Here is a 26,388-nt window from a genome sequence, read left to right as displayed (position 1 = left end):
TCCCCATGTCTCCCCACCCTCTCGCTTACCGACCTGCCGGAACCCCCATGCCATTGACCCCCGAAATACGCTGGATCGATACTCCAGAGGCTCTGGACGCTGCCTGTGCCGAGGTGGCCGCCGCCGATGTCATCGCGCTGGATACCGAGTTCTTCCGCGAGAATACCTTCCACCCGGTGCCGGCGCTGATCCAGTTCTCCATCGGCGGCCCGGCGTGGCTGGTCGACCCCCAGGCGGTGGCCTGCACCCACGCCTTCCGTCGGCTGCTGGCCGAGGGGCCGCTGAAGCTCGTCCACGCGGCCAGCGAGGACCTCGAGGTCTTCGCCGGCTGGGCCGGCGTCACACCGTCGCCGCTGGTGGATACCCAGCTGGCCCAGGGCCTGCTGGGCGAGACCCCGTCCATGGGCTACCAGAAGCTGGTGGAGCACTGGACCGGCCACACCCTGCCCAAGGACGAGACCCGCTCCGACTGGCTCAAGCGTCCGCTCTCCGAGACCCAGCAGGCCTATGCGGCCCTGGACGTGATCTACCTGATCGAGGTGTGGCAGCAGCAGCGCGAGTCGCTGGAGCGCCACGGTCGGCTTGCCTGGCTCATGGCGGACTGCGCCGAACTGGTGGCCCAGGCGGGGCGCAACGGCGAGTCCGATGCTCAGTGGTACCTGCGCCAGCGCCAGTTGTGGCGCCTGACCCCGCGCCAGGTCGAGGCCTACCGCCGCCTGACCACCTGGCGGGAGGGGGAGACCCGGGCCCGCAACCTGCCGCGGGGCTGGCTGGTCCACGACCGGGTGCTCTATGCCATCGCCGAGGCACTGCCCGAGAACCGCTTCGAGCTGGCCCGCATCGAGGACGTCAAGCCGAGCCTGATCAAGCGCGACGGCGATACCCTGCTGGCGCTGGTGGCCGAGGCGCGCCACCTGGACGAGGCCGAGCTGCCGCCGGCGCTGCCGTCGCCCATGGCGCCGGAGTTCAAGCGGGTGCTCAAGGCGCTGAAGAAGGTGGTCAACGCCGCGGCCGAGGCCCAGGGGCTGGCGCCGGAGGTGCTGTTGCGCCGTCGGGACCTGGAAGCTCTGGTCACCGCCCACCTGGACGACGAACCGCTGCCGCTGCCCTCTGGATGGCGCGGCGAGCAACTGAATGCGGCCCTGGTGAAGTCCCTGGAGGAACAGCCCCGATGAACGACGACCGGATGCGTGGCGACAAGCTGCTGTGCGAGGTGTTCAAGAGCTCGCGCATGGATGAGATGTATCTCTATGTGGACAAGCGCGAGGGGCTTGCCCGGGTGCCCGAGCCGCTGCTCGAGCGCTTCGGCAAGCCGCAGCCGGCGATGACCCTGATCCTGACCCCCGACAAACGCATGGGCCGCGCCCAGGCGGCCGACGTCATGGCGTCGATTCGCGAGAAGGGTTTCTACCTGCAGATGCCCCCGGCCAAGGAGGAGTACCTTCTCGATCTCTACCGCACCCCCACCGAGGCGCGTTATTGAGCTGGCTGAGCATGGCAGTCACTGCCTGTGGGAAGGGGCGCCGGGGACAAGCCGAAGAGGAGGTCCTATGCCAGGGACGGCATCGGTAGCGTACAGGGAGGTATTCACAGCGCCTCTCTCGCAGGCTTGTCCCCGGAACAGCCCCGTCGTCGCTTCTGCAAGATGGCAGTATGAACGGGAGACGTCATGAGAGAACGCTTCTGGGAGCAGTACCCCCTCGAGGAGCTTACCGCCGAGGAGTGGGAGGCGCTGTGTGACGGCTGCGGCCAGTGCTGCCTGCTCAAGTTCCAGGATGACGAGAGCGGCGAGCTGGCGGTGCTCAACCTGGCCTGCGAGCTGCTGGATACCCACAGCTGCCGCTGCAGCGACTACGAGCACCGGCTCGAGCGGGTGCCGGAGTGCACCCGGCTCACCCCGGAATTGATCCACCAGTTCCGCTGGCTGCCCCATTCCTGCGCCTATCGTCGGGTGGCCGAGGGGCGCAAGCTGGCCCGCTGGCACCCGCTGCTCTCCGGCGACCCGGAGCGGGTCCACCGCAAGGGGATCAGCGTGCGCAGCTTCGCCGTCACCAGTCGCGGGGTCCCCGAGGGTGAGTACGAGGACCATATCATCGCGGTGATCCCCATCGATTGATCCTGCCAGGAGAAGAGCTGCTGTAACCTCTCAAGCCTTGAGGCTACTGGTGGGGGGGGTGAATAACCTCCAGGACTTCAATCCACTGGTGGGAGATCGGCTCTGCCGGGCGAATGGCGGCGAAGCCGCCCCGGCGGTGTTGTCGGCGTTGGCGCATACCGCCCAGGAGCCCTTCGGTCTCCATTCGCCGGGCGGAGCCCATCTCCCACAAAACCCGGCTCTTCGCCCCGCGGAGCCCAGCTTGCATGTTGAAAGCGGGCGGGGGAGGTCTTCTGCTCAGGAGCGGTTAATGCTGGCGGGAGATTCCATGTGGACCCTTATGCCTCGCGGTTTTCCAGGCCCAGCGCCCAGAGGATATAGGCGTCCTGGCGGGCGCCGTCATGCCATGCCTTGAAGCGACCCGAGGCGCCGCCGTGGCCGGCGGCCATGTCGGTGCGCAGCAGCACCGGCCCCCGGGCGGTGCCCAGCTCCGTCAGCCGGGCGTAGAGCTTGGCAGGCTCCCAGTAGGGCACCCGGGTATCGTGCCAGCTGCCCTGCAGGAACAGGGTCGGGTAGGGAGCCGCGGCCAGGTTGTCCAGCGGCGAGTAGGCACGGATGCGCTTGCGGGCGTCGGGCTCGTCGGGGTTGCCCCACTCGGTGTATTCGGCAGTGGTCAGCGGCAGGTCGGGGTTCTCCATGGTGCGCAGCACATCCACGAAGGGCACGTCGAGCACCGCCGCACAGAAGGCCTCCGGCGCCAGGTTGAGGCTGGCGCCCACCAGCAGGCCGCCGGCGCTGGCCCCGTAGGCGGCGATGCGTTCGCCGTCGCTGATGCCGTGCTCCACCAGGCAGTCCCGGGCGGCGAGAAAGTCCCGGAAGCTGTTGGCCTTGTGCTCCAGCTTGCCGGCCAGATACCAGGGCTCGCCGCGGTCGCCGCCGCCGCGCACGTGGGCCACGGCGAAGGCCACGCCGCGGGCCAGCAGCTCCAGGCGCGCCACCGAGAACCAGGGGTCGAGCACCTCGCCGTAGGCGCCGTAGCCGTAGAGCAGAGTCGGCAGGGGATGGCCCGCCAGGTCGGCGCGCATCACCACCGAGACGGGGATGCGCTCGCCGTCGTGGGAGGTCGCCCACAGCCGTTCGCAGGCGAGCTCCTCGGGCTTGAGGTCGCCGTGAATCGGCTGCTGCTTGAGCAGGAGGCGTTCGCCGCTGTCCAGGTCGTGCTCGATCCAGCTCACCGGCAGCACGAAGGACTCCTCGCGCAGGCGCAGGCGGCGCTGGTCGAAGTGGGGCGCATCGCCCAGCGCCAGGCTGCAGGGGGTCTCCGGCAGCGGCAGGCGCTCGTCCCGGGTCACGCCGTGGCCGGCATCGAACTCCATCACCCGGAGCCTGACCTGGGCCTCCTCGTGGTCGCGTTCGGTGATCACCAGACCCCAGGCGAAGGCATCGGCCCCCTCCAGGGTGTCCTCGTCGCGGTGGGGAATCAGCGGCTGCCAGCGGTCGGCGTCGGCGGCAGCGTCCAGATGCGCCTCGTCGATCACGTCGAGACGGAAGTGGGGGGCGCCGCGGTTGTGCAGCAGGTAGAAGTGGCCGGGGCGATGGTCCAGGGAGAGTTCCACGCCGCTCTCCCGGGGGCGGAAGCAACGCGGGGGGGTGGCCGGCGCCCGGGCCGGAATCAGGTAGCTCTCGCTGGTGTCCTTCGAGGCGCTCTCCAGCACCAGCCACTCCCGGGAGCGGGTCTTGCCGAGCCCCAGCCAGAATTCCGGGTCCTCCTCGCGCAGCACCAGCGCAGGCTCGCCCGCCACGCTCTCGGCCAGCGCCAGACGCCAGATGCTCTCGGGGCGCTGGGTGGCGTCGAAGCGGGTGAAGAACAGGGTGGTGTTGTCCTCGGCCCAGGTGAGCTCGGGGCCGATGCCCTCCAGCAGGCGCACCGGCTCGCCATCGGGGAGCCGGGCCAGGAAGAGGTCGAACATCTCGTCGCCCCGGGTGTCCTCGGTCCAGGCGAGCCAGCGCTCGTCGGGTGAGAGGGCCATGTCGCCGAGCTCCAGGAAGTCGTGGTCGGCGGCGCGGGCCTCGAGGTCCAGGAAGGGCGCGGCGCGGTCCGGCTTGCCGTTGGGGTGGCGCCACCATACCGGGTAGTCGGCCTCGGCGGCGGTCTCGCTCCAGTAGGTGTAGTGGTCCAGCGGGGAGCGCAGGCCATGCACGGCCAGCTCGCGGCGGGCCAGGTGGCCGTGGTAGAGCCGCTCCACCAGGTCGTCCAGGGGGGCAAACCAGGCGGCGAACTCGGCGTTGGCCGCCTCCAGGAAGTCGGCGACCGCCGGCTCCTCGCGGTTTTCCAGCCAGTGCCACTCGGGGTCCTCCGGGCGACGGAAGTGGACCACCGGGGAGGCGGCGGCCGGGCTGTCGGGGCGATGCGGCGGCTGTGCTTTCATGGTGGGAGATGTACCATACTCAAGACTGTGAAAAGAGAGGTGGCAATGCCGATTACCGATTCGATGCCCCTACTATGGCTGGTCTATGCCGTCCTGTCGCTGGTGGTGCTGCTGACCGGCTACCTGGGCCTGGCCTTCCTGCCACGGCTGCTGCGTCTGCCGATCACCTGGCTGGTGGCCGGCGTGATGTGGGTGCCGACGCGCTTTCATATGCCGCTGCTGGAGGAGGGGGAATTCTACACCGGTCTGGCGCCGGCGGTGGTGGTGGCCCTGGTGGGCTTCCTCGAGCGCGACAGCGGCCTGATGCTGCCGGCGCTGATGCTGACCGCGGCCGGCGCGGCGGCGGGTGTGGCCTTCGGGCTGCTGCTGGCCTGGCGCGGCAACGCCCGTGACCACTATGTCGACATGGATGACAACGAGGACGATGCTCCCCCTGCCAAGCGTGGCGGTGGCGGGCGTCGTGAGCCGGTGATCGGCTGATCGCATGCCGACCATCGGCCCATCATGAGCCGAGTATCGGCTAAGGAGCCGGGAATGGCTGGTTCGTGGATGACTGGGTCATGGAAGGTCAGTCCGACAGGGCGGGGGGTGTATTGCCTGCTGCTCGCGAGTTTGCTCTGGCTGGCAGCCGATTCGGGGGTGGCTCAGCCGGTCGAGGAGAACCCGGATGTGCGGGTGATCATCGATGTCTCGGGCAGCATGCGCAGCAACGATCCCGACCAGCTCGCCGCCAGCGCCCTGGAACTGCTGGCCGCGCTGCTGCCGGACGGCACGCCGGCCGGCGTCTGGACCTTCGGCGAGCGCGTCGACACCCCGCTTCCGCTCGACCCGGTCGATGACGGGTGGCGCGAGCGTGCCATGGCCCTGCGTCCCGCCCTGGTGGAGTACCAGCAGCACACCGACATCGAGGCGGCCGTGCGCGAGGCCGCCGAGAGCCCGGCCAACGGCTGGCGCCATCTGGTGCTGCTCACCGATGGCATGATCGACCTGTCGCCGGCACGGGGGACCAAGCCGGAGGTGGACCTCGCCTCTCGGCGCACCCTGCTCGAGGAGCTCGCCCCGGCGCTGGCCCGGCGCGGCGTGGTAGTGCATGCCATCGCCTTCTCCGATGCGGCGGATCTGGCTCTGGTGGAGCGCCTCTCCCGGATGACCGGCGGGCTGCCGGCCATGGTCCACTCGCCGGAGAGCCTGCTCGGCGCGTTCGTCGATATCGTCGAACGCATCTTCCCCGCCGACCAGGTGCCTCTGGTCGAGGGTCGCTTCTCCATTGAGCCCGGCGTCGAGGCCTTCTCGGCGCTGCTCTTCCACGCCCCCGACGCCGCTCCATTGACCCTGGTCGCCCCGGACGGCACTCGCCATGATCCCCAGAGCCCGCCCCCCGGCGCGCGGTGGCAGGTGGAGCCGCGCTTCGACCTGCTGCGGGTGCCCGATCCCGCCCCCGGCGAGTGGCGCCTGGAGGGAGAGATCGCCGACGACAGCCGGATCGGGGTGCGCGGCGCGGTGAGCCTGCAGCTCGCACCGCTGCCGGCGGTGATTCACCCGGGGCTGGCGCTGCCGCTTGAGGCCTGGCTGGCCCGCGGGGGGGAGCCCTGGGAGGCGGCGCCGGAGGATCTCGCCATCGGCGCCGCCCTGCTCGACGGTGAGGACACACCCCGGGTGGAGGTGGAAATGGAGCGCCAGGGGGATCGCTTCGTCGGCGAACTGACGGTGCCGGAGCTCTCCGGCGCCGCCCGCCTGCGCCTGCATGCCCAGGGGCAGGGGATCGTCCGCCAGCGCTACCTGGCGGTCAATGTACAGTCGCTGCTGAGCCTCATGGATGACGCCGAGGAGGGCCTCGGGCTTGCCGGAGGAGCGGGCCTGAGCGCATCGGGCGAGCGCTTCCACGAGGATCTCGCCACCGGCCGCGAGGGTGAGGCGGTGCCCGACAGCGCCGCCGACCGATTCATCGAGTTCATCAACGACCTGCCGGCCCAGGCCGCCGCCCTGTGGCGCGAAGGCCGGCCCTGGCTCGAACGCCGTGGCGCGGCCTTCGCCGGCGACCCGCGCCAGTGGGCGGTGGCGGGCCTGGTCGTTCTGACGCTTCTGATTCTGCTGGCATGGCGGCATCGACGCCGGCCGCGCAGGGCCATCCACCGGGAGGATCCGTATGTGTGAGCTTCTGGGCATGAGCGCCAACGTGCCCACCGATATCTGCTTCAGCTTCACCGGCTTCCTGCATCGCGGGGGCGGCACCGGCCCCCATCGCGATGGCTGGGGCATCGCCTTCTACGAGGAGGGCGGCTACCGCGACTTCCGCGACCCCCACCCCTCGGTGCATTCGCCCATCGCGCGGCTGATCACCGACTACCCCATCAAGTCGAATATCGTCATCAGCCATATTCGCCAGGCCAACGTCGGCCAGGTGCGCCTGGCCAACACCCACCCCTTCGTGCGCGAGATGTGGGGCGCCCCCTGGTGCTATGCCCACAACGGCCAGCTCGAAGGCTGGCAGGGCCTGCCGCTCAGCTTCTATCGCCCGGTGGGGGATACCGACAGCGAGCATGCCTTCTGCTGGCTGCTGGGCGAGCTGCGCCGCTGCTTCCCCCAGTGCCCGGAGAGCGACGCCGAGCGTCAGGGGCTGTGGCGGCTGCTCCACCAGCTCTGCGAGCGCCTGCGCGGCCTCGGGGTGTTCAACCTGCTGCTGGCCGACGGCGACTACCTCTATACCTTCTGTTCCACCAAGCTGGCCCACATCACCCGGCGTGCCCCCTTCGGCCGGGCGAGCCTTTCGGATGCCGAGCTCACCGTGAACTTTGCCGAGCACACCACGACCCATGACATCGTCTCGGTGATCGCCACCGAACCCCTTACCGATAACGAGGACTGGGAGCGCATGGTCCCGGGGGAACTGCTGGTATGGCGTGACGGCGTGATCCAGGCGCGCATCGGCCGGCCTGGCGCGTGAAATCGACCGGTTGCCCCTGGGGGCGGGGATGGCCCAGGCTGTCGGTAAGGGGACCCGGCATTAAGGGATAGCCTCACCGGTTTCAAGCTGTCGTTTCAATCGATCGTTTTACAGTCTGTGTCGGCCGGTTTAAGGTAGGGCCCCGGGACAACAACAAGCGCCGGTGGTCCATCGGCGACACAGCGGAGAGACGTGATGAGTGAGCATGCCAACGCCCCGATCCTGTCCGGCCCCGAGCTCAAGGGGATGGAGGAGTACGATTCGGTCAACGATGTCTTCCATGCGGCGGTCAAGCGCTATGCCGACAAGCCGGCCTTCAGCTGCATGGGACAGACCCTGACCTTCGCCGACCTGGATCGCCTCTCCGGCGACTTCGCAGCCTGGCTCCAGCACGACACCACCCTGCAGCCCGGGGATCGCATCGCCATCCAGCTGCCCAACGTGCTGCAGTTCCCGGTGGCGGTATTCGGCGCCATGCGGGCGGGCATGGTGGTGGTCAACACCAACCCGCTCTACACCGAGCGGGAGATGGCCCACCAGTTCAAGGATTCCGGGGCCAAGGCCATCGTGATCCTGGCCAACATGGCCGACAAGCTCGAGAAGATCCTCGACCGCACCGATATCCAGCATGTGCTGGTCACCGAGCTCGGCGACCTGCACGGCTTCCCCAAGCGCCCGCTGATCAACCTGGTGGTCAAGCACGTCAAGAAGATGGTGCCGCCCTTCCGTCTGCCCGGCCACACCCCCTTCCGCCGCGCCCTCAAGGAAGGTGCGGCGCGCCAGCACCGCGAGGTGGAGCGCGAACTTGACGACATCGCCGCGCTACAGTACACCGGCGGTACCACGGGCCTGGCCAAGGGCACCATGCTGACCCACCGCAACCTGGTGGCCAACATGCTCCAGGCGGGGCAGGCCATCGGCAAGGGGCTGACCAACGGCGAGGAGGTGGTGATCGCGCCGCTGCCGGTCTATCACATCTACACCTTCACGGTGAACTGCCTCTTCCTGATGGAGACCGGCAACCACTCGGTCCTGATCACCAACCCCCGCGACCTCCCCAACTTCGTCAAGGAGCTGAAGGGGCTCAAGTTCACCGCCTTCATCGGCCTGAACACCCTCTTCAACGCCCTGTGCAATCGCGAGGACTTCCGCGCCCTGGACTTCTCGAGGCTCCACCTGACCATCTCCGGCGGCATGGCGCTGACCAAGGCCGCGGCGGAGCGCTGGAAGGATGTCACCGGCTGCGAGATCGCCGAGGGCTACGGGCTCACCGAGACCTCGCCGGTGGTCAGCTTCAACCCGGTGGATGCCATCCAGCTCGGCACCATCGGCCAGCCGGTGGCCGGCACCCGGGTCAAGGTGGTGGATGCCGACGGCAACGACCTGCCCTTCGGCGAGCCGGGCGAGCTCTGCGTGCAGGGCCCCCAGGTGATGAAGGGCTACTGGAACCGCGACGACGAGACCATCAAGGTGATCGACGACGACGGCTGGTTCCACACCGGCGACATCGCGGTGCTTCAGGACGACGGCTATATCCGCATCGTCGATCGCAAGAAGGACATGATCCTGGTCTCCGGCTTCAACGTGTACCCCAACGAGGTGGAGGATGTCGTCGCCACCCATCCGGGCGTGCTGGAGTCCGCCGCGGTAGGCGTGGAGGACGAGAACAGCGGCGAGGCGATCAAGCTCTTCGTGGTACCCCGCACCGATGACCTCGACCCCGATGAGCTGCGCGCCTGGTGCAAGAAGGAGCTGACCGGCTACAAGGTGCCCAAGTACGTGGAACTGCGCGACGAGCTGCCCAAGACGAATGTGGGCAAGGTACTTCGCCGCCAGCTGCGCGATGAGGAGCGCGAGAAGGCCAGGGCCGCCTCCTGAGCCGGCGATAGCCGCTGCCTGGCCGAGCCATAGCCAGCCTCAATGGCCCGGATTAGGCGCCGCCCGCGCGGCGGCGTTACAATGATCTGCCCGTACCGGCTCGCCGGTGCGGGCAGTTTTCCTTGCCGCCCTCCACCTCCGGAGCCGCCGTGTCCGACGTGACCACCGACCCTTCTCCCGCCACCGACGCCCTGACCGATACCGACCGCCTGCGTGCCCTGCACCAGGCCCTCGACGGCGTGCTGCTGCGCGACCGTGCGTCGCTCGACAAGCGCCTGCACGGCCTGGCGCGGCGGGTGAAGGAGGGCAAGCCGGTGGATCGCGGGCTGCACGAGGTGGCCCAGGCCGTCGCGCGCTCCCGCGAGATGGTGGCGCGGCGCGCGGCCCGGCCGGTGACGCTCAACTATCCCGCCGAGCTGCCCGTGGCGGAGCGTCGCGAGGAGATCCTCGACGCCCTGCGCGACCACCAGGTGGTGGTGGTGGCCGGCGAGACCGGCTCCGGCAAGACCACCCAGCTGCCCAAGATCTGCCTGGAGCTGGGCCTGGGGCGCCGCGGGCTGATCGGCCACACCCAGCCGCGGCGCCTGGCGGCGCGCTCGGTGGCCGCGCGCCTGGCCGAGGAGCTGGAGACGCCGCTGGGGGAGCAGGTCGGCTACCAGGTGCGCTTCACCGACCAGAGCAGCGACCAGACCCTGGTCAAGCTGATGACCGACGGCATCCTGCTGGCGGAGACGCGCCACGATCCCGACCTCACCCGCTTTGAAGCGATCATCATCGATGAGGCCCACGAGCGCAGCCTCAACATCGATTTCCTGCTCGGCTACCTGAAGCGCCTGCTGCCGCGGCGTCCCGACCTCAAGGTGATCATCACCTCGGCCACCATCGATGTTGCGCGCTTCGCCGCCCACTTCGCCCGGCCCGGCCGGGGCGATGCGCCCGACCGGCCGGCGCCGGTGGTGGAGGTCTCCGGCCGCACCTACCCGGTGGAGCTGCATTACCGCCCGCTGGTGCGGGAGGCCGAGGACGAGGAGGATCGCACCCTGCAGGAGGGCATCCTGCATGCGGTGGAGGAGGTCGAGCGCATCGAGCGCGAGAAGCGCTGGCTCCATGGCCCCCGCGACATCCTGGTGTTCCTGCCCGGCGAGCGGGAGATCCGCGAGACCGCCGATACCCTGCGCCGGGCCGACCTGCGCGGCACCGAGATCCTGCCGCTCTATGCGCGGCTCTCCAACGCCGAACAGAATCGCGTCTTCGCGCCCCACGCCGGGCGGCGCATCGTGCTGGCCACCAACGTCGCCGAGACCTCCCTGACCGTGCCGGGCATCCGCTACGTGATCGACCCCGGCCTGGTGCGCATCAGCCGCTACAGCTACCGCACCAAGATCCAGCGCCTGCCGGTGGAGCCGGTCAGCCAGGCCAGCGCCAACCAGCGCATGGGGCGCTGCGGCCGCGTGGCCGAGGGGGTCTGCATTCGCCTCTACGACGAGGAGGACTTCCTCGCCCGGCCCGCCTTCACCGACCCCGAGATCCGCCGCACCAACCTGGCCTCGGTGATCCTCTCCATGCTGTCGCTGAAGCTCGGTGACATCGAGGCGTTCCCCTTCGTCGACCCGCCCGATTCGCGCTTCGTCACCGACGGCTTCCGGCTGCTCTTCGAGCTGGGCGCGGTGGACGAGAAGGGCGGCATCACCCCCATCGGTCGCAAGCTGGCCCGGCTGCCCATCGACCCGCGCCTGGCACGCATGGTGCTGGCCGGGGCCGAGCAGGGTGGCCTGCGCGAGGTGCTGATCGTGGTGGCGGGCCTCGCCGTTCAGGACCCCCGCGACCGCCCGGCGGAGAAGCGCCAGGCCGCCGACCAGGCCCACCGCCGCTGGCAGGACCCGGACTCCGACTTCGTGGCGCTGCTCAACCTCTGGGACGGCGTCGAGGCGGCCAGGGAAGCGCTCTCCGGCAACCAGCTCAGGCGCTGGTGCAAGGAGCACTACATCAACTACCTGCGCGTGCGCGAATGGCACGACACCTTCCGCCAGCTGCGCCAGCTGCTGCGCGACATGCAGATCGAGGTGCCGCCCCCGGTCCCCTGGCCCGCCCCCGAGGAGGGCGATGCGGAGAAGGCGCGCAAGGAGAGCCGTCGCCGCCAGGCCGCCACCCTGCATCGGGCGCTCTTGCCCGGGCTGCTCTCCCACCTGGGGCTGCTCACCGAGAACCGCGAGTACCTGGGGGCACGCAACCGCAAGTTCGTCATCCACCCCGGGTCGGGGCTCGGCAAGAAGTCGCCCAAGTGGCTGATGGCCTTCGAGCTGGTGGAGACGACGAAACTGTTCGCCCGCACCGTGGCGAAGATCGATCCCGAGTGGATCGAGCCGCTGGCCGGGCACCTGGTCAAGCGCAACTACGCCGAGCCCCACTGGGAGATGAAGCGCGCCCAGGTGATCGCCAAGGAGCAGGTCACCCTGTTCGGCCTGCCCATCGTCGCCGGGCGCAAGGTACATTTTGGTCCGGTCGATCCGGCACAGTCGAGAGAGCTCTTTATCCGCCGGGCGCTGGTGGAGGGGGAGTTTCGCACCCGCGGCGACTTCTTCGCCCACAACCGGGCATTGGTCGAGGAGGTCGAGGACCTCGAGGACCGCGCCCGGCGCCGCGATATCCTGGTGGACGAGGAGACCCTGTTCGCCTTCTACGACGAGCGCCTCCCCCAGGGCATCCACAACGGCCGTGGCTTCGAGGCGTGGCGCAAGCAGGCCGAGGCCGAGAACCCCGGGGTGCTCAAGTTCGATCGCGCCGCCCTGCTGGCCCGGGAGGCCAGCGAGATCACCCAGGCCGACTACCCGGACGAGATTTCCCTGAACGGCGTGCGCTACCCGCTCGCCTATCACTTCGAGCCCGGCGCGGTCGACGACGGGGTGACCCTGACCGTGCCCGCCGCCATGCTGCCCCAGCTGCCTCTGGCGCGGCTCGAGTGGCTGGTGCCGGGCCTGCTGCGCGAGAAGTGCATCGCGCTGATGAAGTCGCTGCCCAAGGCGGTGCGCCGTCAGGTGGTGCCGATCCCCGACTGGGTGGATGCCGCCCTGGAGACTTTCGTCGCCGACGACGTGCCGCTCACCGAGGCGCTGGGCGAGTTCCTGCGTCGGCGGACCGGCGTGCGGGTCCACCCCGATGACTGGCAGCTCGACCAGCTCGAGCCCCACCTGATAATGAACCTCAAGGTGGTGGACCACGAGGGCAGGACCCTGGGCCAGGGGCGCGATGCCCGCGAGCTGGAGCGCCGCTTCGAGGCCGCGGCGGGGCAGGGGGCCCGTGCCCTGGCCGCCGAGGCGCGCCTGGAGGCGCCGGTGGAAGGGCTGCCCGAGGCCGCGCTGCCCGAGTCCCGGGTGACCACCCAGGCGGGCATCCGCGTCGAGGCCTTCCCGGCCCTGGTGCCCGAGGGGGAGGCCTTCCGGGTCGAGCTCTTCGACCACCCGGACAAGGCCCGCGAGGCCCACCGCGACGGCATCGTGCGCCTGGCCATGCGCCGCCTGCCCGACGCGGTGCGCGAGATCGAGCGCCTCAAGGGGCTCGGCACCTGTGCGCTGCTGTTCGCCAAGGTGGGCAGCAAGCGCCAGCTGACCGACGACGTGGTGCGGGCGGTGTTTATCCGGGGGGTGGCGCAGGATCCGCTGCCGCGCTCGGCGGCCGAGCTCAAGGCGCGCCTGGCGGCGACCCGCGCCGAGCTCCTGCCCCGGGCCGAGGCCCTGGTGGCCACCCTGGAGGCCGCCCTCAAGGGCCATCTGGCGGTCACCAAGGCGTTGAAGGGCAACCTGAATCTGGCCCTGGCGCTGGTATACAGTGACCTCAAGGCCCAGATGGCGCGGCTGGTGCACCCCGGCTTCGTCGGCGAGGCCGGCGAGTGGCTCGACGAGTACCCGCGCTACATGGAGGCGGCCCAGATCCGCCTGGAGAAGGCGCCCCGGGAGCGCCTGCGCGACCAGATGCACATGCAGGAGATCCACGCCCTGGAGTCGCGCCTCGAGGCCCGCCTTCAGAGCGAGCGTCGCGGCGGCATGGCGCCCCCGGCGCTGGCCGAGTTCCGCTGGTGGATCGAGGAGCTGCGGGTCTCGCTCTTCGCCCAGCAGCTGGGTACCCGATTTGCGGTTTCCGCCAAGCGCCTCGAGAAGCGCTGGGCGGAGATCACCGGGCGCCCCTGAGCGCCCGCATGAACAGCGGCCGCGGTGAGCGGCCTTGGCGGCAGTGGCCGCGAAAGGGAGAACGTATGACCAACGTCGTGATCACCGGCACAGGACTCTTCACGCCGGAGAACACCATCGACAACGATGCCCTGGTGGCCTCGTTCAATGCCTGGGTGGACGCCGAGAACGCGCGCCACGCCGAGGCGATTGCCGCAGGCGAGCGTGAGTCCCTGGCGCACTCCAGCAGCGACTTCATCGTCAAGGCGTCGGGCATCCACAGTCGCCATGTGCTCGATGCGAAGGGCATACTCGATCCCGAGCGCATGCGCCCGCGGCTGCGCGAACGCAGCAACGACGAGCCCTCCATCCAGGGCGAGATGGGCGCCACCGCGGCCCGCCAGGCCCTCGCGCACGCCGGTGTCGACGCCGCCGATATCGATCTCGTCATCGTCGGCTGCTCCAACCTGGAACGCCCCTACCCGGCGGTGGCGGTGGAACTGCAGGCCCTGCTCGGTGCCGGCGGCTACGCCTTCGACATGAACGTGGCCTGCAGTTCGGCCACCTTCGCCATCGAGACTGCCGCCAACGCCATCCGCGCCGGAAACGCGACCCGTGCGCTGGTGGTCAGTCCGGAGATCTGCTCGGCGCACCTCAATTTCCGGGACCGCGACAGCCACTTCATCTTCGGCGATGCCTGCACCGCCATCGTACTGGAGCGCGATGATCTGGCCACCTCCCAGGCGCGCTTCGAGATCCTCGGCACGCGCTTGGTGACCCGCTTCTCCAATGCCATCCGCAACAACGCCGGTTTCCTCAATCGGGTGACGGATTCGGACCCCCAGGCGCTGGACAAGCTCTTCGTCCAGGAGGGGCGCCGGGTGTTCAAGGAGGTCTGCCCCCTGGTGGCGGCGCTGATCAGCGACCACCTGGCGAGCCTGGACCATAGCGGCGATGACCTGGCGCGGATGTGGCTGCACCAGGCCAACCGCCACATGAACGACCTGATCGGCCGCCGGGTGCTGGGCCGCGATCCCAGCGAGCAGGAGGCGCCGGTGATTCTCGATCGCTACGCCAACACCAGCTCGGCGGGCTCGATCATCGCCTTCCATCTGCATCGCGATGACCTTGCCGCCGGAGACCTGGGAGTGATCTGCTCCTTCGGGGCGGGCTACAGCGCGGGCAGCGTGGTGGTGAAACGTGTCTGACGCCCTCGTGATAATTGACAGGACAACTCGCACAAAAAGCCGCAGGGAGAGAACGCTGATGACCAGCAGGACGGTAACGTGGGGCAAGGCGCTGGCGGGTCTGCTTGCGGTGGGACTGCTGGCGGGATGCGCCAGCACGGCGGCGATGGAGGAGCGCCATCCTGACGATCCCTGGGAGGGCTTCAACCGGCGCGTCTTCGTCTTCAACGATGCCGTGGATCGCGCGGTGCTCAAGCCGACCGCCAGGGGCTATCGGGCGGTGACGCCGCAGCCGGTGCAGACCGGCGTGGGCAACTTCTTTTCCAACCTGGGCGAGCCGCGCACGGCGCTCAACAGCCTGCTGCAGGGCAAGCCCGGCAATGCCGGCATCGCCATGTCGCGCTTTTTCATCAACACCACCATCGGCATCGGTGGCCTGTGGGACTTCGCCACCCATATGGAGATCACCGGCCGCGACGAGGACTTCGGCCAGACCCTGGCGGTCTGGGGATGGGAGGAGTCGCGCTACCTGGTGCTGCCCCTGCTGGGGCCGAGCACCGTTCGCGACACCGGCGGCCTGCCTGCCGATGCGGTGACCTATCCCCTCTACTATTTCGACGACGCCGAACTCGAGCTCGCCCTGACGGCGCTGAGGATCGTGGACATGCGCGCCGGGCTGCTCGACCAGGAGGAGCTGATCAGCGGCGATCGCTACAGCTTCATCCGCGATGCCTGGCTGCAGCGTCGCCGCTTCGAGATCAGCGATGGTGAGATGGGCGATGATCCCTTCGCCGCGGATGATTTCGATTTCGATGATACGGACTTCGACGACGACGCCTTCGACGACGCCTTCTCCGACTGAGGCTCCTTTCCATGGATAGTCCCAAGCAGCTGATCGGTGTGATCGATGCCCCGGGCCCGGCGCGTGATGCCCTGGCCGAGACCATCGCTCGAGACGGCCTGGCGGTGATCGCCGCCGAAAGCCCTGATGGGTTGCCGCCGGAGGTGTCGCTGGTGGTGGCCCACGTCCGGGGGCTGTCCGACGACCAGTGGGCGCCCCTCTGCCAGCGGCTGCCGACCCTGGTGGTCAGCGATAGCCGCGAGGCGCCCGGGCTGCTCTCGGCGGTGGATGTCGGGCTGGTGGACTACATCGTCGAGCCGCTGCGCCACGGCCAGCTGCTGCGGCGCATGATTCGCAAGGTGATCGAGCTGCGCCAGCTGGAAGAGGCGCGGCGCGAGGATCAGGCACGGCTCGAGGAGCTCAACGAGAGCCTGGAGACCCACCTGGCGATGCTGCGCCTCGACCAGCAGGCCGGCGGCCAGATCCAGCGCAAGCTGCTGCCCCCCCGGCCTCAGACGGCGGCCGGGGTGACCTGCGACTACTGGTTCGCTCCCTGGCTCTACCTCTCAGGCGATTTTCTCGACTTTCAGCGTCTGGATGAACGGCACCTGCTGTTCTACTTTGCCGATGTCTCCGGCCATGGTGCCTCATCGGCCTTCGTCACGGTACTGCTCAAGTATCTGGCCAACCGCTGGCAGGGGGAGTGGGACGGGACGGCGCCGGAGGCCCTGCCGCCGCGCTGGCTGTCGGATCTCAACCGCGAGTTGCTGGACACCGGCATCGGCAAGCATGCCACCCTGTTCGTCGGGGTCATTGACCTGGAGCGTCGCTATCTTCACTATTCGCTGGGCGCACAGCTGCCCATGCCCCTGCTGGTGGCGGAGGGTGAGGCTCATCCTCTGCCGGGCGTAGGCATGCCGGTGGGGCTTTTCCCTGGTGCCGAATACCCTACCCTGGGGTGTTCGCTACCCGAGAACTTCCGCCTGTGGCTGTGTTCGGATGGAGTATTGGAATGCCTGCCGGGCGAAACGCTCGACATGCGGCTCAGGGAACTCGAGCAGCGGGCTCTGGCCAGCGAAACACTGGAGGACCTGCGGAACAGTCTGGCGCTTGGCCAAGTGGCCAGCGGTGACAACGCCAGCCTGGATACGGGAATCGAGGCGCTGCCCGACGACCTGACCATCATGATGTTGAGCGGATTTGGCAATGTTGAACCATGAAGGACGCATCAAGGCGGCATTCGAAGCCGGTGTCTTCGTCCTCAAGCTGTGCGGCGATGTACGCCTGACCCTCTGCGCGACCCTGGATAGCCAGGCCCAGCAGCTCGCCGAGACCCCGGGGCTCACGACGCTGATCATCGATCTGCGCGAGGCCACCAATGTGGACTCCACGGCCTTGGGCTTCCTCGCCAAGGTGGCCATGGCGGTGGAAGGGCGCCTGGCCGAGCGCCCCACCATCGTTGCCGACAATCCCGACATCCAGCGCATGCTGGATGTGATGGGCTTTGCCCGCTACTTCACCCAGGTGGAGGCACCCATCACCGAGGTCTGTGAGCTGTGTGACCTGCCGGAGATCCCCTGCGACGTGGAGGAGACCCGACGGCGCATTCTCGAATCCCATCGCATCCTGATGCGGATGAGCGAGCATAACCGGGAGGAGTTCCAGCCACTGGTGGAGATGCTCGAGGCCCAGGAGGCCGCCTCTCACCACCACTGATCCGAGCGTCCTCCTCCCTGCGACGCTATCACCGGCGCAGCTCGCCCAGCAGCGCTTCCAGCTTGCGCTGGTCCTCCATGAACTTGCGGATGCCTTCGGCCAGCTTCTCGGTGGCCATGGTGTCCTCGTTCATGTGCCAGCGGTAGTCGGCCTCGTGCAGCGGCTCCGGGGCGCGGGTCTCGGCATCCTGAGGAGAGAGCCGGCGTGCCAGGGTGCCGCTGGTGTCGGCCAGCTCGCCGAGCAGGGCAGGGGAGATGGTCAGCCGGTCGCAGCCGGCCAGCGCCAGGATCTCGCCACTGTTGCGGAAGCTCGCCCCCATCACGATGGTGTCGTAGCCGTGCCCCTTGTAGTGCTCATAGATGCGCTTCACCGACTGGACCCCGGGGTCGTTGTCGCCGCTGAAGTCGGCCTCCGGTGACTGGGCCTTGTGCCAGTCGAGGATGCGCCCCACGAAGGGCGAGACCAGGGTCACCCCGGCGTCCGCGCAGGCCTGAGCCTGGGCGAAGCCGAACAGCAGGGTCAGGTTGGTGTGGATGCCTTCACGCTCGAGTTGCTGGGCGGCGCGGATGCCTTCCCAGGTGGCGGCGACCTTGATCAGGATCCGCTCCGGTCCGACCCCGTGGCGTCCATAGCGCTCGATCAGCGAGCGGGCTCGGGCCAGGGTGGCATCGGTGTCGAAGGAGAGCCTGGCGCTCACCTCGGTGGAGACGTAGCCCGGCACCAGGGAGCTGATCTCGCTGCCGATCTCCACGGCCACGGCATCCAGGGCGTCGTCGATATCGGCGGCCTGGCGGGCGATCTCGCCCAGCCGTTCGCGGCGCCCCTCCAACTGGGCGGCCTGCAGGATCAGCGAGGGGTTGGTGGTGGCGTCGGTGGGCTGGAATCGACGGATGGCGTCGATGTCGCCGGTGTCGGCGACCACGGTGGTCATCTGCCGCAGTTGCGAAAGCAGATCGTCGGCCATGGGCTGGGCTCCTCGTGGAAATGGGACCGGTCACTCTATCAAGCCAGTATGACAGGGAACAGGGACCGGCAGGGAAGGCGACAATGGGCTATTATTAGCCGCCTATCTATGCATCATCAGGAGCTTCCTTGATCCTCGACGCTCGACGCTTTCTCTACTCGGAGCATTGCGACCTGTCGCCTGGGCTCTATCCGCTGGTGTTCGGCATCAACGTGATGGCCATGGCGGTCTTCAGTCGGCTCAATATCCGCCTGCTGGCGGGTCGCGCCGGCCATGCCTGACGCCCTGCTTGCCTGGCTAGACATGAGTCTCGGCACCTGGCTCGGCTGCGCGGCGGTGCTGGCGCTGGGGGCTTTCGTGCAGCGTGCGACCGGGTTCGGCCTCGCCGTGGTGGGGGCGCCGCTGCTGCTGATGCTGGAGCCGCGGCTGGTCCCGGTGATCCTGGTACTGTTCGGCTTCACCGTGGCCCTGACTACCCTGCGCTATTACTGGCGCGAGGTTCGCCTGGCCGAGATCGGCATGGCCCTGGTAGGGCGAATCCCCGGCAATGCCCTGGGACTCTGGCTGCTGCTCGCCGCGCCCATGGCGCTACTGGAGAAGCTGATCGCCGGCAGCGTGCTGTTCGCCGTGGCGGTGACCCTGTTCCGCTTCCGCCTGCCGGTCAACCGCGCCACCCTGTTCGGTGCCGGGGTCTTCTCGGGAATCCTGGGCACCATCGCCGCGCTCAGCGGCCCGCCCCTGGTGCTGCTGCTGCACGGCTTCTCGCCGGACCGCCTGCGCGGCACTCTCTCGGCCTTCTTCGTGGTTACCGCCCTGATGACCCTGGTCACCCTGGTCCCGGCCGGGCTGGTCAGCGCCTGGCATTTCGGCATGGCGCTGACCTTCGTCCCGGGGGTGCTGGCCGGCAGCTGGCTGGCCAGCCGCGTCGCCCATCGCCTCGACCGCCGACTGCTTCAGGGGGCGTCGCTTGCGCTCTGCACCCTGGCGGCGCTGGGGCTGCTGTTGTGACGTTGCGCCTGGAAAGTGTTGTCACACAATATTCATCAATCCGGCGCGTCATGTCACCGAAGTGTCATGGGGTCTCCCTATAGTCGCCTCCATCGATCCACGGATAGCGGATCGAGTCCTCAACGCTGCGACATGCGGCGCACGACACCTGGAGACCAAGATGAAACTCAAGCTCATCGCTGCAGCCGTTATCGGTGCCTCTTTCGTCAGCACCGCCGCCATGGCGGAACGCGTCGACCCTAACCTGCCCGACTATGAGTCCGTGAGCGGCATTTCCGGCAACATGACCAGCATCGGCTCCGATACCCTGAACAACCTGATGACCCTGTGGGCAGAAGAATTCGCCAGCATCTATCCCAATATCAATATCCAGATTCAGGGTGCTGGCTCTGGCACCGCCCCCACCGCCCTGACCGAGGGCACCGCCCAGTTCGGTCCGATGAGCCGCGAGATGCGCACTTCCGAAGTTCAGGCCTTCGAAGATCGCTTCGGCTATCCGCCCACCATGGTGCCTGTGGCCATCGACGCCCTGGCCGTCTACGTCAACCAGGACAACCCCCTGGAAAGCATCACCCTACCGCAGGTCGACGCCATCTTCTCCGACACCCGCCGCTGCGGCTATCCGGAAGACATCACCCGCTGGGGCCAACTGGGTCTGGAGGGCAACTGGGAAAACCGCGACTTCACCCTGTATAGCCGTAACGCCGTTTCCGGCACCTACGCCTTCTTCGCCGAGAATGCCCTGTGTGGCGGCGATTTCAGGGATAGCATCAACGAGCAGCCGGGTTCTGCTTCGGTGGTTCAGGGCGTGAGCGAGTCGATCAACGGCATCGGCTACTCCGGCATCGGCTACATCACTTCCCAGGTTCGCGCGTTGCCGGTAGCTCGTGACGAGGGCGAGGAAGCCTTCACGGTCGATAACGAGAATTACCCGCTGGCCCGCTTCCTCATGGTCTACGTGAACAAGCACCCCAATGAAGAACTGGCCCCGCAGCAGGCCGAGTTCCTGAAGATGGTGCTCTCCAAACAGGGCCAGGAAGTGACCGCCCGTGACGGTTACATCCCGCTGCCCGAGACCGTGGCCAGTCGCGTGCGCGGCGAGCTGGGCATCGACTAACCATCTGATATACAAGTTGTTGACCGGGGCGCTCAGGCGCCCCTTCTTTATTTCAGGGGCTGTCACAAAGCTGTCACGGACCCTGCTTACCCTCTGCGTATCTTTCCACCTGACGGGATTGCCCATCCGCCATGAATGACATGTCCCAACGCCCCAGGTCGGGTCAAGGCCGGTCGCTGCTGCCCACCCCCGAGCAGCGCGAGCGCCTGCGGCGCAAGCGCACGCTGAAGGACAACATTTCCCGCTACGGTATCGGTGCCGCCGGCATCGGAGTCGTGATCGCCCTCGGGATGATCTTCGTCTACCTGTTCTCCGAGGTCATGCCGCTCTTCAAGTCGGCCCAGGTCTCGACGCAGCAGGCCTATGCCATTCCCGGGGTGGAAGGCGGCGAGTCACTCGAGCACCTGATCATCGACCGCTACGACACCCTGGGGGCGAGCTTCACCGGCACCGGGCGCATTACCTTCTTCGATCTGGACGGAGGCGCCTGGCGTTCATCGTTCGAGATGCCCCGGCCCGATGGCGCGACGCGCTCGGCATTCGCCACCGCCTTCGCCACCACGGGCGCCTTCGCCTACGGGTACGACAACGGCACCATCAGCCTCGGCCGGGTGGACTACGCGATCACCTACCCGGATAACCTGCGCCACATCGAGCCCGAGCTGAAGTTTCCCTTCGGCGAGGAGCCACTGACCCTGGACGAGGCGGGACGGGCCATCCGGGTGCTGGGTCTGCAGGTCAGCGATCGCGGTACCTATGCCGCTGCCGAACTCGAGGACGGCACCCTGATGGTGACCTCCTTCGATCGCCGGGAGAACATCATGACCGGCGAGGTTAGCGTGGAGCGGACCACGGCCGAGCTGCCCGGTTTCGACGGCCGCGCCCATCAGATCCTGATGGACAACCGCTTTCGCCATCTCTACGTTTCAGATAACGATGGCTACATCCATCACTACGATATAGGCAACCTGCGCGACCCCGACTACCGTGGCGCGTTGCGAGTCACCGATAACGGCTACGTTTCCTACATGACGCTGCTCAACGGTACCGTGTCGCTCATTGCCGGCACATCCGATGGGCAGGTGCGCCAGTACTTTCCGGTACGCGACGATCAGAACCAGCACGACCTGACCCATATTCGCGATTTCGCGCCCTACGCTGCGCCGATCACTCACATCGAGGCGGAATATGGGCGCCGGGGTTTTCTGGTCGGCGATGCGATCGGCAACCTGGGCATTCATCACGCCACCGCCGGAGCTGATGTCTTCGACGCCCCGATGACCGAGGGCCCCCTGAAGCGTATCGCCATCTCGCCGGTCAATTCGATGGCGCTGTTTGCCGACGAGAACCACCAACTCCAGGTGGCCAGCGTCAGCAACCGCCATCCCGACATCTCCCTCTCCTCGCTGTGGCAGCGAGTGTGGTATGAGGGCAGCAGCGAGCCGCGCTTTGTCTGGCAGTCTTCGGCGGGGGGCGATGAGTTCGAGTCCAAGATGAGCCTGGTGCCGCTTACCCTGGGCACGCTCAAGGCGGCCTTCTATGCCATGCTGTTTGCCACGCCGCTGGCGCTGATGGGAGCCATCTATACCGCCTATTTCATGTCGCCGAAGCTGCGCGGCAAGGTCAAGCCCACCATCGAGGTCATGGAGGCGCTGCCCACGGTTATCCTCGGCTTCCTGGCGGGGCTGTGGCTCGCCCCCTTCGTCGAGAATCGGCTGCCGGCAGTGTTCAGCATCCTGATCCTGATGCCCATTGCCATGCTGGTCTTCGCCTACCTCTGGAGTCGCCTGCCAGAGCGGCTGCGCACTTGGGTGCCTGACGGCTGGGAGGCGGTGCTGCTGATACCGATCATCATTTTCGTAGGCTGGGCCTGCGTCACGGCGAGCCCCTATGTGGAGATCATGTTCTTCGATGGCAGCATGCGCCAGTGGTTGACCGACAACGGTTTCACCTACGACCAGCGCAACGCCCTGGTGGTAGGCATCGCCATGGGCTTCGCGGTGATCCCGACGATCTTCTCCATCGCCGAGGATGCGGTCTTCAACGTGCCCAAGCACCTCACCCAGGGCTCGCTGGCGCTGGGTGCCACTCGCTGGCAGACCGTAGTCGGTGTGGTGCTGCCGACTGCCAGCATCGGCATGTTCTCTGCGGTGATGATGGGCTTTGGTCGCGCGGTGGGAGAGACCATGATCGTGCTGATGGCCACCGGCAACAGCCCGATCATGAACTTCAATATCTTCGAGGGCATGCGCACCCTGTCGGCCAATATCGCGGTGGAACTGACGGAGTCGGCGGTGGGCTCGAGCCACTTCCGGGTCCTGTTCCTGGCCGCCCTGGTGCTGCTGGGCATGACCTTCCTGGTCAATACGCTGGCCGAGATCATTCGCCAGCGTCTGCGCAAGCGCTACGGCAACCTCTGATACCGGGAGACTCTGATGAAACTTTGGTGGAAAAGCGGTGCCCCCTGGGTGTGGTTGAATGCCGGCGCGGTGGCGATCTCGATCATCATGGTGGTGGGTCTGATCGGCCTGATTGCCGTGCGCGGACTCAGCCACTTCTATCCCACCGAAATCGTCGAATTTCAGGTGGGTGACCCGGAGCTGGGCCTCGTCCAGATGGTGATGGGTGAGCACGTGCGTGCCGAGACCATCCCGGTGCCCGTGGCGCGAGATGCGGGCATCGCGGTGCCCCCCGAGCTAAGCGACGATGAGCTGGTGACCCGGCATCTGATCAAGCAGGGAAACCGCGACGTGACTGGCAGCGATTTCGCCTGGTACGCCGAACTGCAGATGTCCGAGTGGCAGGCGCCACCGGATGCCATGCGCCTGGAGCGCCGCGAATGGGGCGATTTCTACGGTTATGCGCTGCGCGTGCTGGAGGATGGCGAGGTGGTCGCCGAAGGCGAGGGGCTGTGGGACACGGTGCAGTCACGGGTTGCTCGCGCCAACACACTTTATAGGGAGCTTAACCGAATCGAGCGTAACGACGTGGGGGTGATCAGCTCGGAAATGGAGGAGTTGCGCCTGCGGGAGCGTGCCCTGCAGCGTGAGCCCGATATCGAGCCCGCCACGCTTCAGGCGCAGCTCGGCCAGATCCAGGATCGGCAGGCCATTCTGGATCAGGAGTTCCAGACCCTGCGCGGTGAGATCGATATCCTGCGCAGCGAGCTCTATCGCGACACCCTGGTGGCATCGGTCACCGGGGGGCAGGAGGTCCAGATTCGCATCGGCGATATCGTGCGGGCCGTTCAGCCCAACAGCCTGACCCTGACCGCCAAGGCTGTGGAGTATGTGCAACAGTTCTGGGCCTTCGTCAGCGGTGAGCCTCGCGAGGCCAATACGGCCGGCGGCATCTTCCCGGCGATTTTCGGCACCGTGACCATGGTGTTGCTGATGTCGATGATCGTCAGCCCCTTCGGCGTGCTGGCCGCCATCTACCTGCGCGAATATGCCACACAGGGCCCGCTGCTGCGTCTGATCCGTATCTCGGTCTACAACCTCGCCGGGGTGCCCTCCATCGTCTACGGGGTTTTCGGCCTGGGCTTCTTCATCTACACCATGGGGGGGTCTATCGACCAGCTGTTCTACTCTGAGCGGCTGCCATCCCCCACCTTCGGGTCGCCGGCGTTGATCTGGGCCTCGCTGACGCTGGCACTGCTGACCCTGCCGGTGGTGATCGTCTCCACCGAGGAGGGCCTGGCGAGGATTCCCTCGTCGGTGCGACATGGCTCCCTGGCGCTGGGGGCGACCAAGTCGGAGACGCTCTGGAAGGTGGTGGTGCCGCTGGCCACGCCGGCGATGATGACCGGCATGATCCTGGCCATTGCCCGGGCTGCGGGCGAGGTGGCGCCGCTGATGCTGGTGGGGGTGGTCAAGCTGGCGCCGACCCTGCCGGTGGATTCCACTTTTCCGTTTATTCATCTGGAGCGGCAGATCATGCACCTGGGCTTCCATATCTATGACGTTGGCTTCCAGAGCCCCAACGTCGAGGCTGCCCGCCCACTGGTCTACGCCACGGCACTGGTGCTGGTGATCCTGATCATCGTCCTCAACCTGACCGCCATCAGTATTCGTAATCGGCTGCGCGAGCGCTATCGCGCCGCTTCGGACTGATGGACGGCGATTCTCCGGATAACGATCGGCGGTCAAGGCCGCCGATCACCAGAACACGAGACACGAGACCATGACCTCAATGACTACCGCTCCCCGTCCCGTCGCCAGCCCTGCCCGGACTCCCTCGGGAATGAAAGGCGTCACCTTCCAGGTGCGCGACCTCAACCTCTACTACGGCAAGGAGCAGGCGCTCAAGAGCATCAATCTGGACATCCCTCGTCACAAGGTCACCGCCTTCATCGGGCCGTCCGGCTGTGGCAAGTCCACCCTGCTGCGCTGCTTCAACCGCATGAACGACCTGGTGGACGTGTGCCGGGTTGAGGGGCAGATCCTGCTGGACGGCGAGGACATCTACGCCCGGGGCGTCGATGTGGCGGAGCTGCGGCGCAAGGTTGGCATGGTGTTCCAGAAGCCCAACCCCTTCCCCAAGTCGATCTATGAAAACGTGGCCTATGGCCTGCGCCTGCAGGGCGTCAACAACAAGGCCGTCCTCGATGAGGTGGTGGAGCGCTCGCTGCGCGGCGCCGCGCTGTGGGACGAGGTCAAGGATCGCCTTGGCGACAACGCCTTCGGGTTGTCCGGCGGCCAGCAGCAGCGTCTGGTGATCGCCAGGGCCATTGCCATCGAGCCCGAGGTAATCCTGCTCGATGAGCCGGCCTCCGCGCTGGATCCCATCTCCACGCTGAAGATCGAGGAGCTGATCAATGAGCTCAAGGACAAGTACACCATCCTGATCGTGACCCACAACATGCAGCAGGCGGCCCGGGTCTCCGATTACACCGCCTTCATGTATCTGGGTGATCTGGTGGAGTACGACGAGACCGACAAGATCTTCACCGAGCCCGCCAAGAAGCAGACCGAGGACTACATCACCGGCCGCTACGGCTAGGTTTGGGAGGAAGTTGGGGGGCAGGCCGGGGCGGGAGCCGCCTCGGGCCGCCTATACTGGGCCGAAGCAGATGACAAAGGACGTCGTAGCGTGGTCGGCCACCATCCCTATCTCCCCCTGACGCTCCGGCTGGGGACCACCCAGACCCTGGCCTGGGCCTCCAGCTACTACCTGCCGGCGATACTGGCCGTGCCCATGGCGCGAGGGCTGGGCCTCTCCAGCGCCAGCGTCTTTGCGGCCTTCTCGTTGGCCCTGGTGATCTCGGCGGTCCTCGGCCCCTTCGTGGGCCGCTGCATCGATCGCCGGGGCGGTCGCGACATGCTGGTGGTCTCCAACCTGGTGCTGGCGGCTGCCCCAGGCCGGCCCCATCGAGACGCTGGAGGCCAGCGACGGCGAGGATCCGCCTGCGCCCGTCGCGTCCGCCTGACCATGGTCCTGCTGGCCTATGTGTTCGCCGCCGGCTGGTTCGTCCCCACGGCCATGGCGGCGCACCTGCCGCGGCTGCTCCAGGAGACCGGGGTCTCGCTGCCGGTGGCCGTGGCGGCGGCTCCCCTGCTCTTCGGGCTGCTGCTGGAAGCGAACGGAGCGGGTGTACTATGGCTGACCTCGGGGTTGATGCTGGGGGCCTGTCTGGCGCTGCTGGCGATCCGCCGGCCCGCCTGAGGCATCGCGGCCACCCCGGTCGCTGTCGACCCGGCGGGATTTGGCATAGGATTAATCCTTTGGAAAGACCACCACGAGGAACGCCTTGATCGCTCTCGAACCCGCTCGACTGCTCAAGTGCCTGGGCGACGAGACCCGCCTGACCCTGACCCTGCTGATTCGTCGCGAGGGAGAACTCTGCGTCTGCGAGATGACCCATGCCCTCGATGAGTCACAGCCCAAGGTGTCGCGCCACCTGGCGCAGCTGCGCAGCTGTGGCCTGCTCAGCGATCGCCGCGAGGGCCAGTGGGTCTACTACCGCATTGCCGAGACCGCGCCGGAGTGGGTCACGGAGGTGCTGCTGGCCGCCGAGAAGGGGCAGGCCGAGCGCCTCGCCAGCCTC

22 protein-coding genes are annotated in these 26,388 nt (G+C 67.5%); 20 read left to right on the top strand and 2 right to left on the bottom strand.

Annotated features, from left to right (window positions below; translation table 11 throughout):
* Positions 1–47 precede the first annotated feature (47 nt).
* The 3 genes from rnd to IBX53_RS03490 all read left to right on the top strand — a co-directional run bounded on the left by rnd (position 48) and on the right by IBX53_RS03490 (position 2,116).
* The gene (gene rnd, locus IBX53_RS03500) at positions 48–1,175 is read left to right on the top strand and encodes a ribonuclease D (protein ID WP_290905416.1); all 1,128 of its coding nucleotides are present in this window, start codon (positions 48–50) and stop codon (positions 1,173–1,175) included.
* The gene (locus IBX53_RS03495) at positions 1,172–1,483 is read left to right on the top strand and encodes a YcgL domain-containing protein (protein ID WP_290905413.1); all 312 of its coding nucleotides are present in this window, start codon (positions 1,172–1,174) and stop codon (positions 1,481–1,483) included. Before rnd ends, IBX53_RS03495 begins: the two co-directional genes overlap by 4 nt.
* Positions 1,484–1,669: 186 nt before the next feature.
* Positions 1,670–2,116, top strand: coding sequence for a YcgN family cysteine cluster protein (locus IBX53_RS03490; RefSeq protein ID WP_290905409.1), 447 nt, complete (start codon positions 1,670–1,672; stop codon positions 2,114–2,116).
* A 317-nt stretch (positions 2,117–2,433) separates the two neighbouring features.
* On the opposite strand, the gene IBX53_RS03485 is transcribed toward IBX53_RS03490, so the two are convergent.
* The gene (locus tag IBX53_RS03485) at positions 2,434–4,524 is read right to left on the bottom strand and encodes a prolyl oligopeptidase family serine peptidase (protein WP_290905407.1); all 2,091 of its coding nucleotides are present in this window, start codon (positions 4,522–4,524) and stop codon (positions 2,434–2,436) included.
* A gap of 45 nt (positions 4,525–4,569) precedes the next feature.
* On the opposite strand from IBX53_RS03485, the gene IBX53_RS03480 reads away from it, so the two are divergent.
* The 9 genes from IBX53_RS03480 to IBX53_RS03440 all read left to right on the top strand — a co-directional run bounded on the left by IBX53_RS03480 (position 4,570) and on the right by IBX53_RS03440 (position 17,253).
* Positions 4,570–5,004, top strand: a complete 435-nt coding sequence (locus IBX53_RS03480) for a hypothetical protein (protein WP_290905401.1) — start codon at positions 4,570–4,572, stop codon at positions 5,002–5,004.
* A 159-nt stretch (positions 5,005–5,163) separates the two neighbouring features.
* Positions 5,164–6,678, top strand: coding sequence for a vWA domain-containing protein (locus tag IBX53_RS03475; RefSeq protein ID WP_290905396.1), 1,515 nt, complete (start codon positions 5,164–5,166; stop codon positions 6,676–6,678).
* Complete coding sequence (locus tag IBX53_RS03470; protein ID WP_290905392.1) at positions 6,671–7,468, top strand: class II glutamine amidotransferase; 798 nt, start codon at positions 6,671–6,673, stop codon at positions 7,466–7,468. The genes IBX53_RS03475 and IBX53_RS03470 overlap by 8 nt, the downstream gene beginning before the upstream one ends.
* A gap of 195 nt (positions 7,469–7,663) precedes the next feature.
* Positions 7,664–9,346, top strand: a complete 1,683-nt coding sequence (locus IBX53_RS03465) for an AMP-binding protein (RefSeq protein WP_290905388.1) — start codon at positions 7,664–7,666, stop codon at positions 9,344–9,346.
* 158 nt (positions 9,347–9,504) lie between these two features.
* The gene (gene hrpA, locus IBX53_RS03460; RefSeq protein WP_290905467.1) at positions 9,505–13,530 is read left to right on the top strand and encodes an ATP-dependent RNA helicase HrpA; all 4,026 of its coding nucleotides are present in this window, start codon (positions 9,505–9,507) and stop codon (positions 13,528–13,530) included.
* A 65-nt stretch (positions 13,531–13,595) separates the two neighbouring features.
* Entirely contained in the window at positions 13,596–14,717 is a 1,122-nt protein-coding gene (locus IBX53_RS03455; protein ID WP_290905385.1) for a beta-ketoacyl-ACP synthase III, read from the top strand.
* 58 nt (positions 14,718–14,775) lie between these two features.
* Positions 14,776–15,558 (top strand): VacJ family lipoprotein, encoded by a 783-nt coding sequence (locus tag IBX53_RS03450; protein WP_290905382.1) that lies wholly within the window; start codon positions 14,776–14,778, stop codon positions 15,556–15,558.
* A gap of 11 nt (positions 15,559–15,569) precedes the next feature.
* Positions 15,570–16,757, top strand: a complete 1,188-nt coding sequence (locus tag IBX53_RS03445; protein ID WP_290905377.1) for a PP2C family protein-serine/threonine phosphatase — start codon at positions 15,570–15,572, stop codon at positions 16,755–16,757.
* Positions 16,744–17,253 carry an STAS domain-containing protein gene (locus IBX53_RS03440; RefSeq protein WP_290905372.1) on the top strand — a complete coding sequence of 170 codons (510 nt, stop codon included), beginning with the start codon at positions 16,744–16,746 and terminating at the stop codon, positions 17,251–17,253. Before IBX53_RS03445 ends, IBX53_RS03440 begins: the two co-directional genes overlap by 14 nt.
* 28 nt (positions 17,254–17,281) lie before the next feature.
* Here IBX53_RS03440 and tal read toward each other — a convergent pair whose 3' ends face one another.
* Positions 17,282–18,217, bottom strand: a complete 936-nt coding sequence (gene tal, locus IBX53_RS03435) for a transaldolase (protein WP_290905369.1) — start codon at positions 18,215–18,217, stop codon at positions 17,282–17,284.
* 128 nt (positions 18,218–18,345) lie between these two features.
* Between tal and IBX53_RS03430 the strand changes: the two genes are divergently transcribed.
* From IBX53_RS03430 to IBX53_RS03395, 8 genes are all read left to right on the top strand, one after another.
* On the top strand, positions 18,346–18,498 hold the full coding sequence (locus IBX53_RS03430; RefSeq protein WP_290905367.1) for a hypothetical protein: 153 nt from the start codon (positions 18,346–18,348) through the stop codon (positions 18,496–18,498).
* Positions 18,491–19,225 carry a sulfite exporter TauE/SafE family protein gene (locus IBX53_RS03425; RefSeq protein WP_290905364.1) on the top strand — a complete coding sequence of 245 codons (735 nt, stop codon included), beginning with the start codon at positions 18,491–18,493 and terminating at the stop codon, positions 19,223–19,225. Before IBX53_RS03430 ends, IBX53_RS03425 begins: the two co-directional genes overlap by 8 nt.
* A 160-nt stretch (positions 19,226–19,385) precedes the next feature.
* Positions 19,386–20,342: a phosphate ABC transporter substrate-binding protein PstS family protein gene (locus IBX53_RS03420; RefSeq protein ID WP_290905362.1), complete on the top strand. Its 957-nt coding sequence runs from the start codon at positions 19,386–19,388 to the stop codon at positions 20,340–20,342.
* A 140-nt stretch (positions 20,343–20,482) separates the two neighbouring features.
* Complete coding sequence (locus IBX53_RS03415) at positions 20,483–22,762, top strand: ABC transporter permease subunit (RefSeq protein WP_290905359.1); 2,280 nt, start codon at positions 20,483–20,485, stop codon at positions 22,760–22,762.
* 15 nt (positions 22,763–22,777) lie between these two features.
* On the top strand, positions 22,778–24,454 hold the full coding sequence (gene pstA, locus IBX53_RS03410) for a phosphate ABC transporter permease PstA (RefSeq protein WP_290905356.1): 1,677 nt from the start codon (positions 22,778–22,780) through the stop codon (positions 24,452–24,454).
* Positions 24,455–24,584: 130 nt separating this feature from the next.
* Positions 24,585–25,343: a phosphate ABC transporter ATP-binding protein PstB gene (gene pstB, locus IBX53_RS03405; protein WP_290905353.1), complete on the top strand. Its 759-nt coding sequence runs from the start codon at positions 24,585–24,587 to the stop codon at positions 25,341–25,343.
* 90 nt (positions 25,344–25,433) lie between these two features.
* The gene (locus IBX53_RS03400; RefSeq protein ID WP_290905350.1) at positions 25,434–26,006 is read left to right on the top strand and encodes a hypothetical protein; all 573 of its coding nucleotides are present in this window, start codon (positions 25,434–25,436) and stop codon (positions 26,004–26,006) included.
* Between the two features lie 85 nt (positions 26,007–26,091).
* The coding region (locus IBX53_RS03395; RefSeq protein ID WP_290905348.1) for a metalloregulator ArsR/SmtB family transcription factor at positions 26,092–26,388 on the top strand (297 nt) is incomplete at its 3' end.

The organism is Halomonas sp. (assembly GCF_014859505.1).
In the GTDB taxonomy this organism is placed as follows: domain Bacteria; phylum Pseudomonadota; class Gammaproteobacteria; order Pseudomonadales; family Halomonadaceae; genus Halomonas.
This window is presented reverse-complemented; position numbering and strand designations above follow the sequence as displayed.

Bases quoted from the DNA above. Each gene is read 5' to 3' on its own strand.
- IBX53_RS03425 (WP_290905364.1), top strand. From the start codon at position 18,491: ATGCCTGACGCCCTGCTTGCCTGGCTAGACATGAGTCTCGGCACCTGG.
- IBX53_RS03440 (WP_290905372.1), top strand. From the start codon at position 16,744: ATGTTGAACCATGAAGGACGCATCAAGGCGGCATTCGAAGCCGGTGTC.
- pstB (WP_290905353.1), top strand. From the start codon at position 24,585: ATGAAAGGCGTCACCTTCCAGGTGCGCGACCTCAACCTCTACTACGGC.
- IBX53_RS03465 (WP_290905388.1), top strand. From the start codon at position 7,664: ATGAGTGAGCATGCCAACGCCCCGATCCTGTCCGGCCCCGAGCTCAAG.
- IBX53_RS03480 (WP_290905401.1), top strand. From the start codon at position 4,570: ATGCCGATTACCGATTCGATGCCCCTACTATGGCTGGTCTATGCCGTC.
- IBX53_RS03470 (WP_290905392.1), top strand. From the start codon at position 6,671: ATGTGTGAGCTTCTGGGCATGAGCGCCAACGTGCCCACCGATATCTGC.
- IBX53_RS03495 (WP_290905413.1), top strand. From the start codon at position 1,172: ATGAACGACGACCGGATGCGTGGCGACAAGCTGCTGTGCGAGGTGTTC.
- tal (WP_290905369.1), bottom strand. From the start codon at position 18,217: ATGGCCGACGATCTGCTTTCGCAACTGCGGCAGATGACCACCGTGGTC.
- IBX53_RS03445 (WP_290905377.1), top strand. From the start codon at position 15,570: ATGGATAGTCCCAAGCAGCTGATCGGTGTGATCGATGCCCCGGGCCCG.
- IBX53_RS03455 (WP_290905385.1), top strand. From the start codon at position 13,596: ATGACCAACGTCGTGATCACCGGCACAGGACTCTTCACGCCGGAGAAC.
- IBX53_RS03420 (WP_290905362.1), top strand. From the start codon at position 19,386: ATGAAACTCAAGCTCATCGCTGCAGCCGTTATCGGTGCCTCTTTCGTC.
- rnd (WP_290905416.1), top strand. From the start codon at position 48: ATGCCATTGACCCCCGAAATACGCTGGATCGATACTCCAGAGGCTCTG.
- IBX53_RS03490 (WP_290905409.1), top strand. From the start codon at position 1,670: ATGAGAGAACGCTTCTGGGAGCAGTACCCCCTCGAGGAGCTTACCGCC.
- IBX53_RS03450 (WP_290905382.1), top strand. From the start codon at position 14,776: ATGACCAGCAGGACGGTAACGTGGGGCAAGGCGCTGGCGGGTCTGCTT.
- pstA (WP_290905356.1), top strand. From the start codon at position 22,778: ATGAAACTTTGGTGGAAAAGCGGTGCCCCCTGGGTGTGGTTGAATGCC.
- IBX53_RS03415 (WP_290905359.1), top strand. From the start codon at position 20,483: ATGTCCCAACGCCCCAGGTCGGGTCAAGGCCGGTCGCTGCTGCCCACC.
- IBX53_RS03485 (WP_290905407.1), bottom strand. From the start codon at position 4,524: ATGAAAGCACAGCCGCCGCATCGCCCCGACAGCCCGGCCGCCGCCTCC.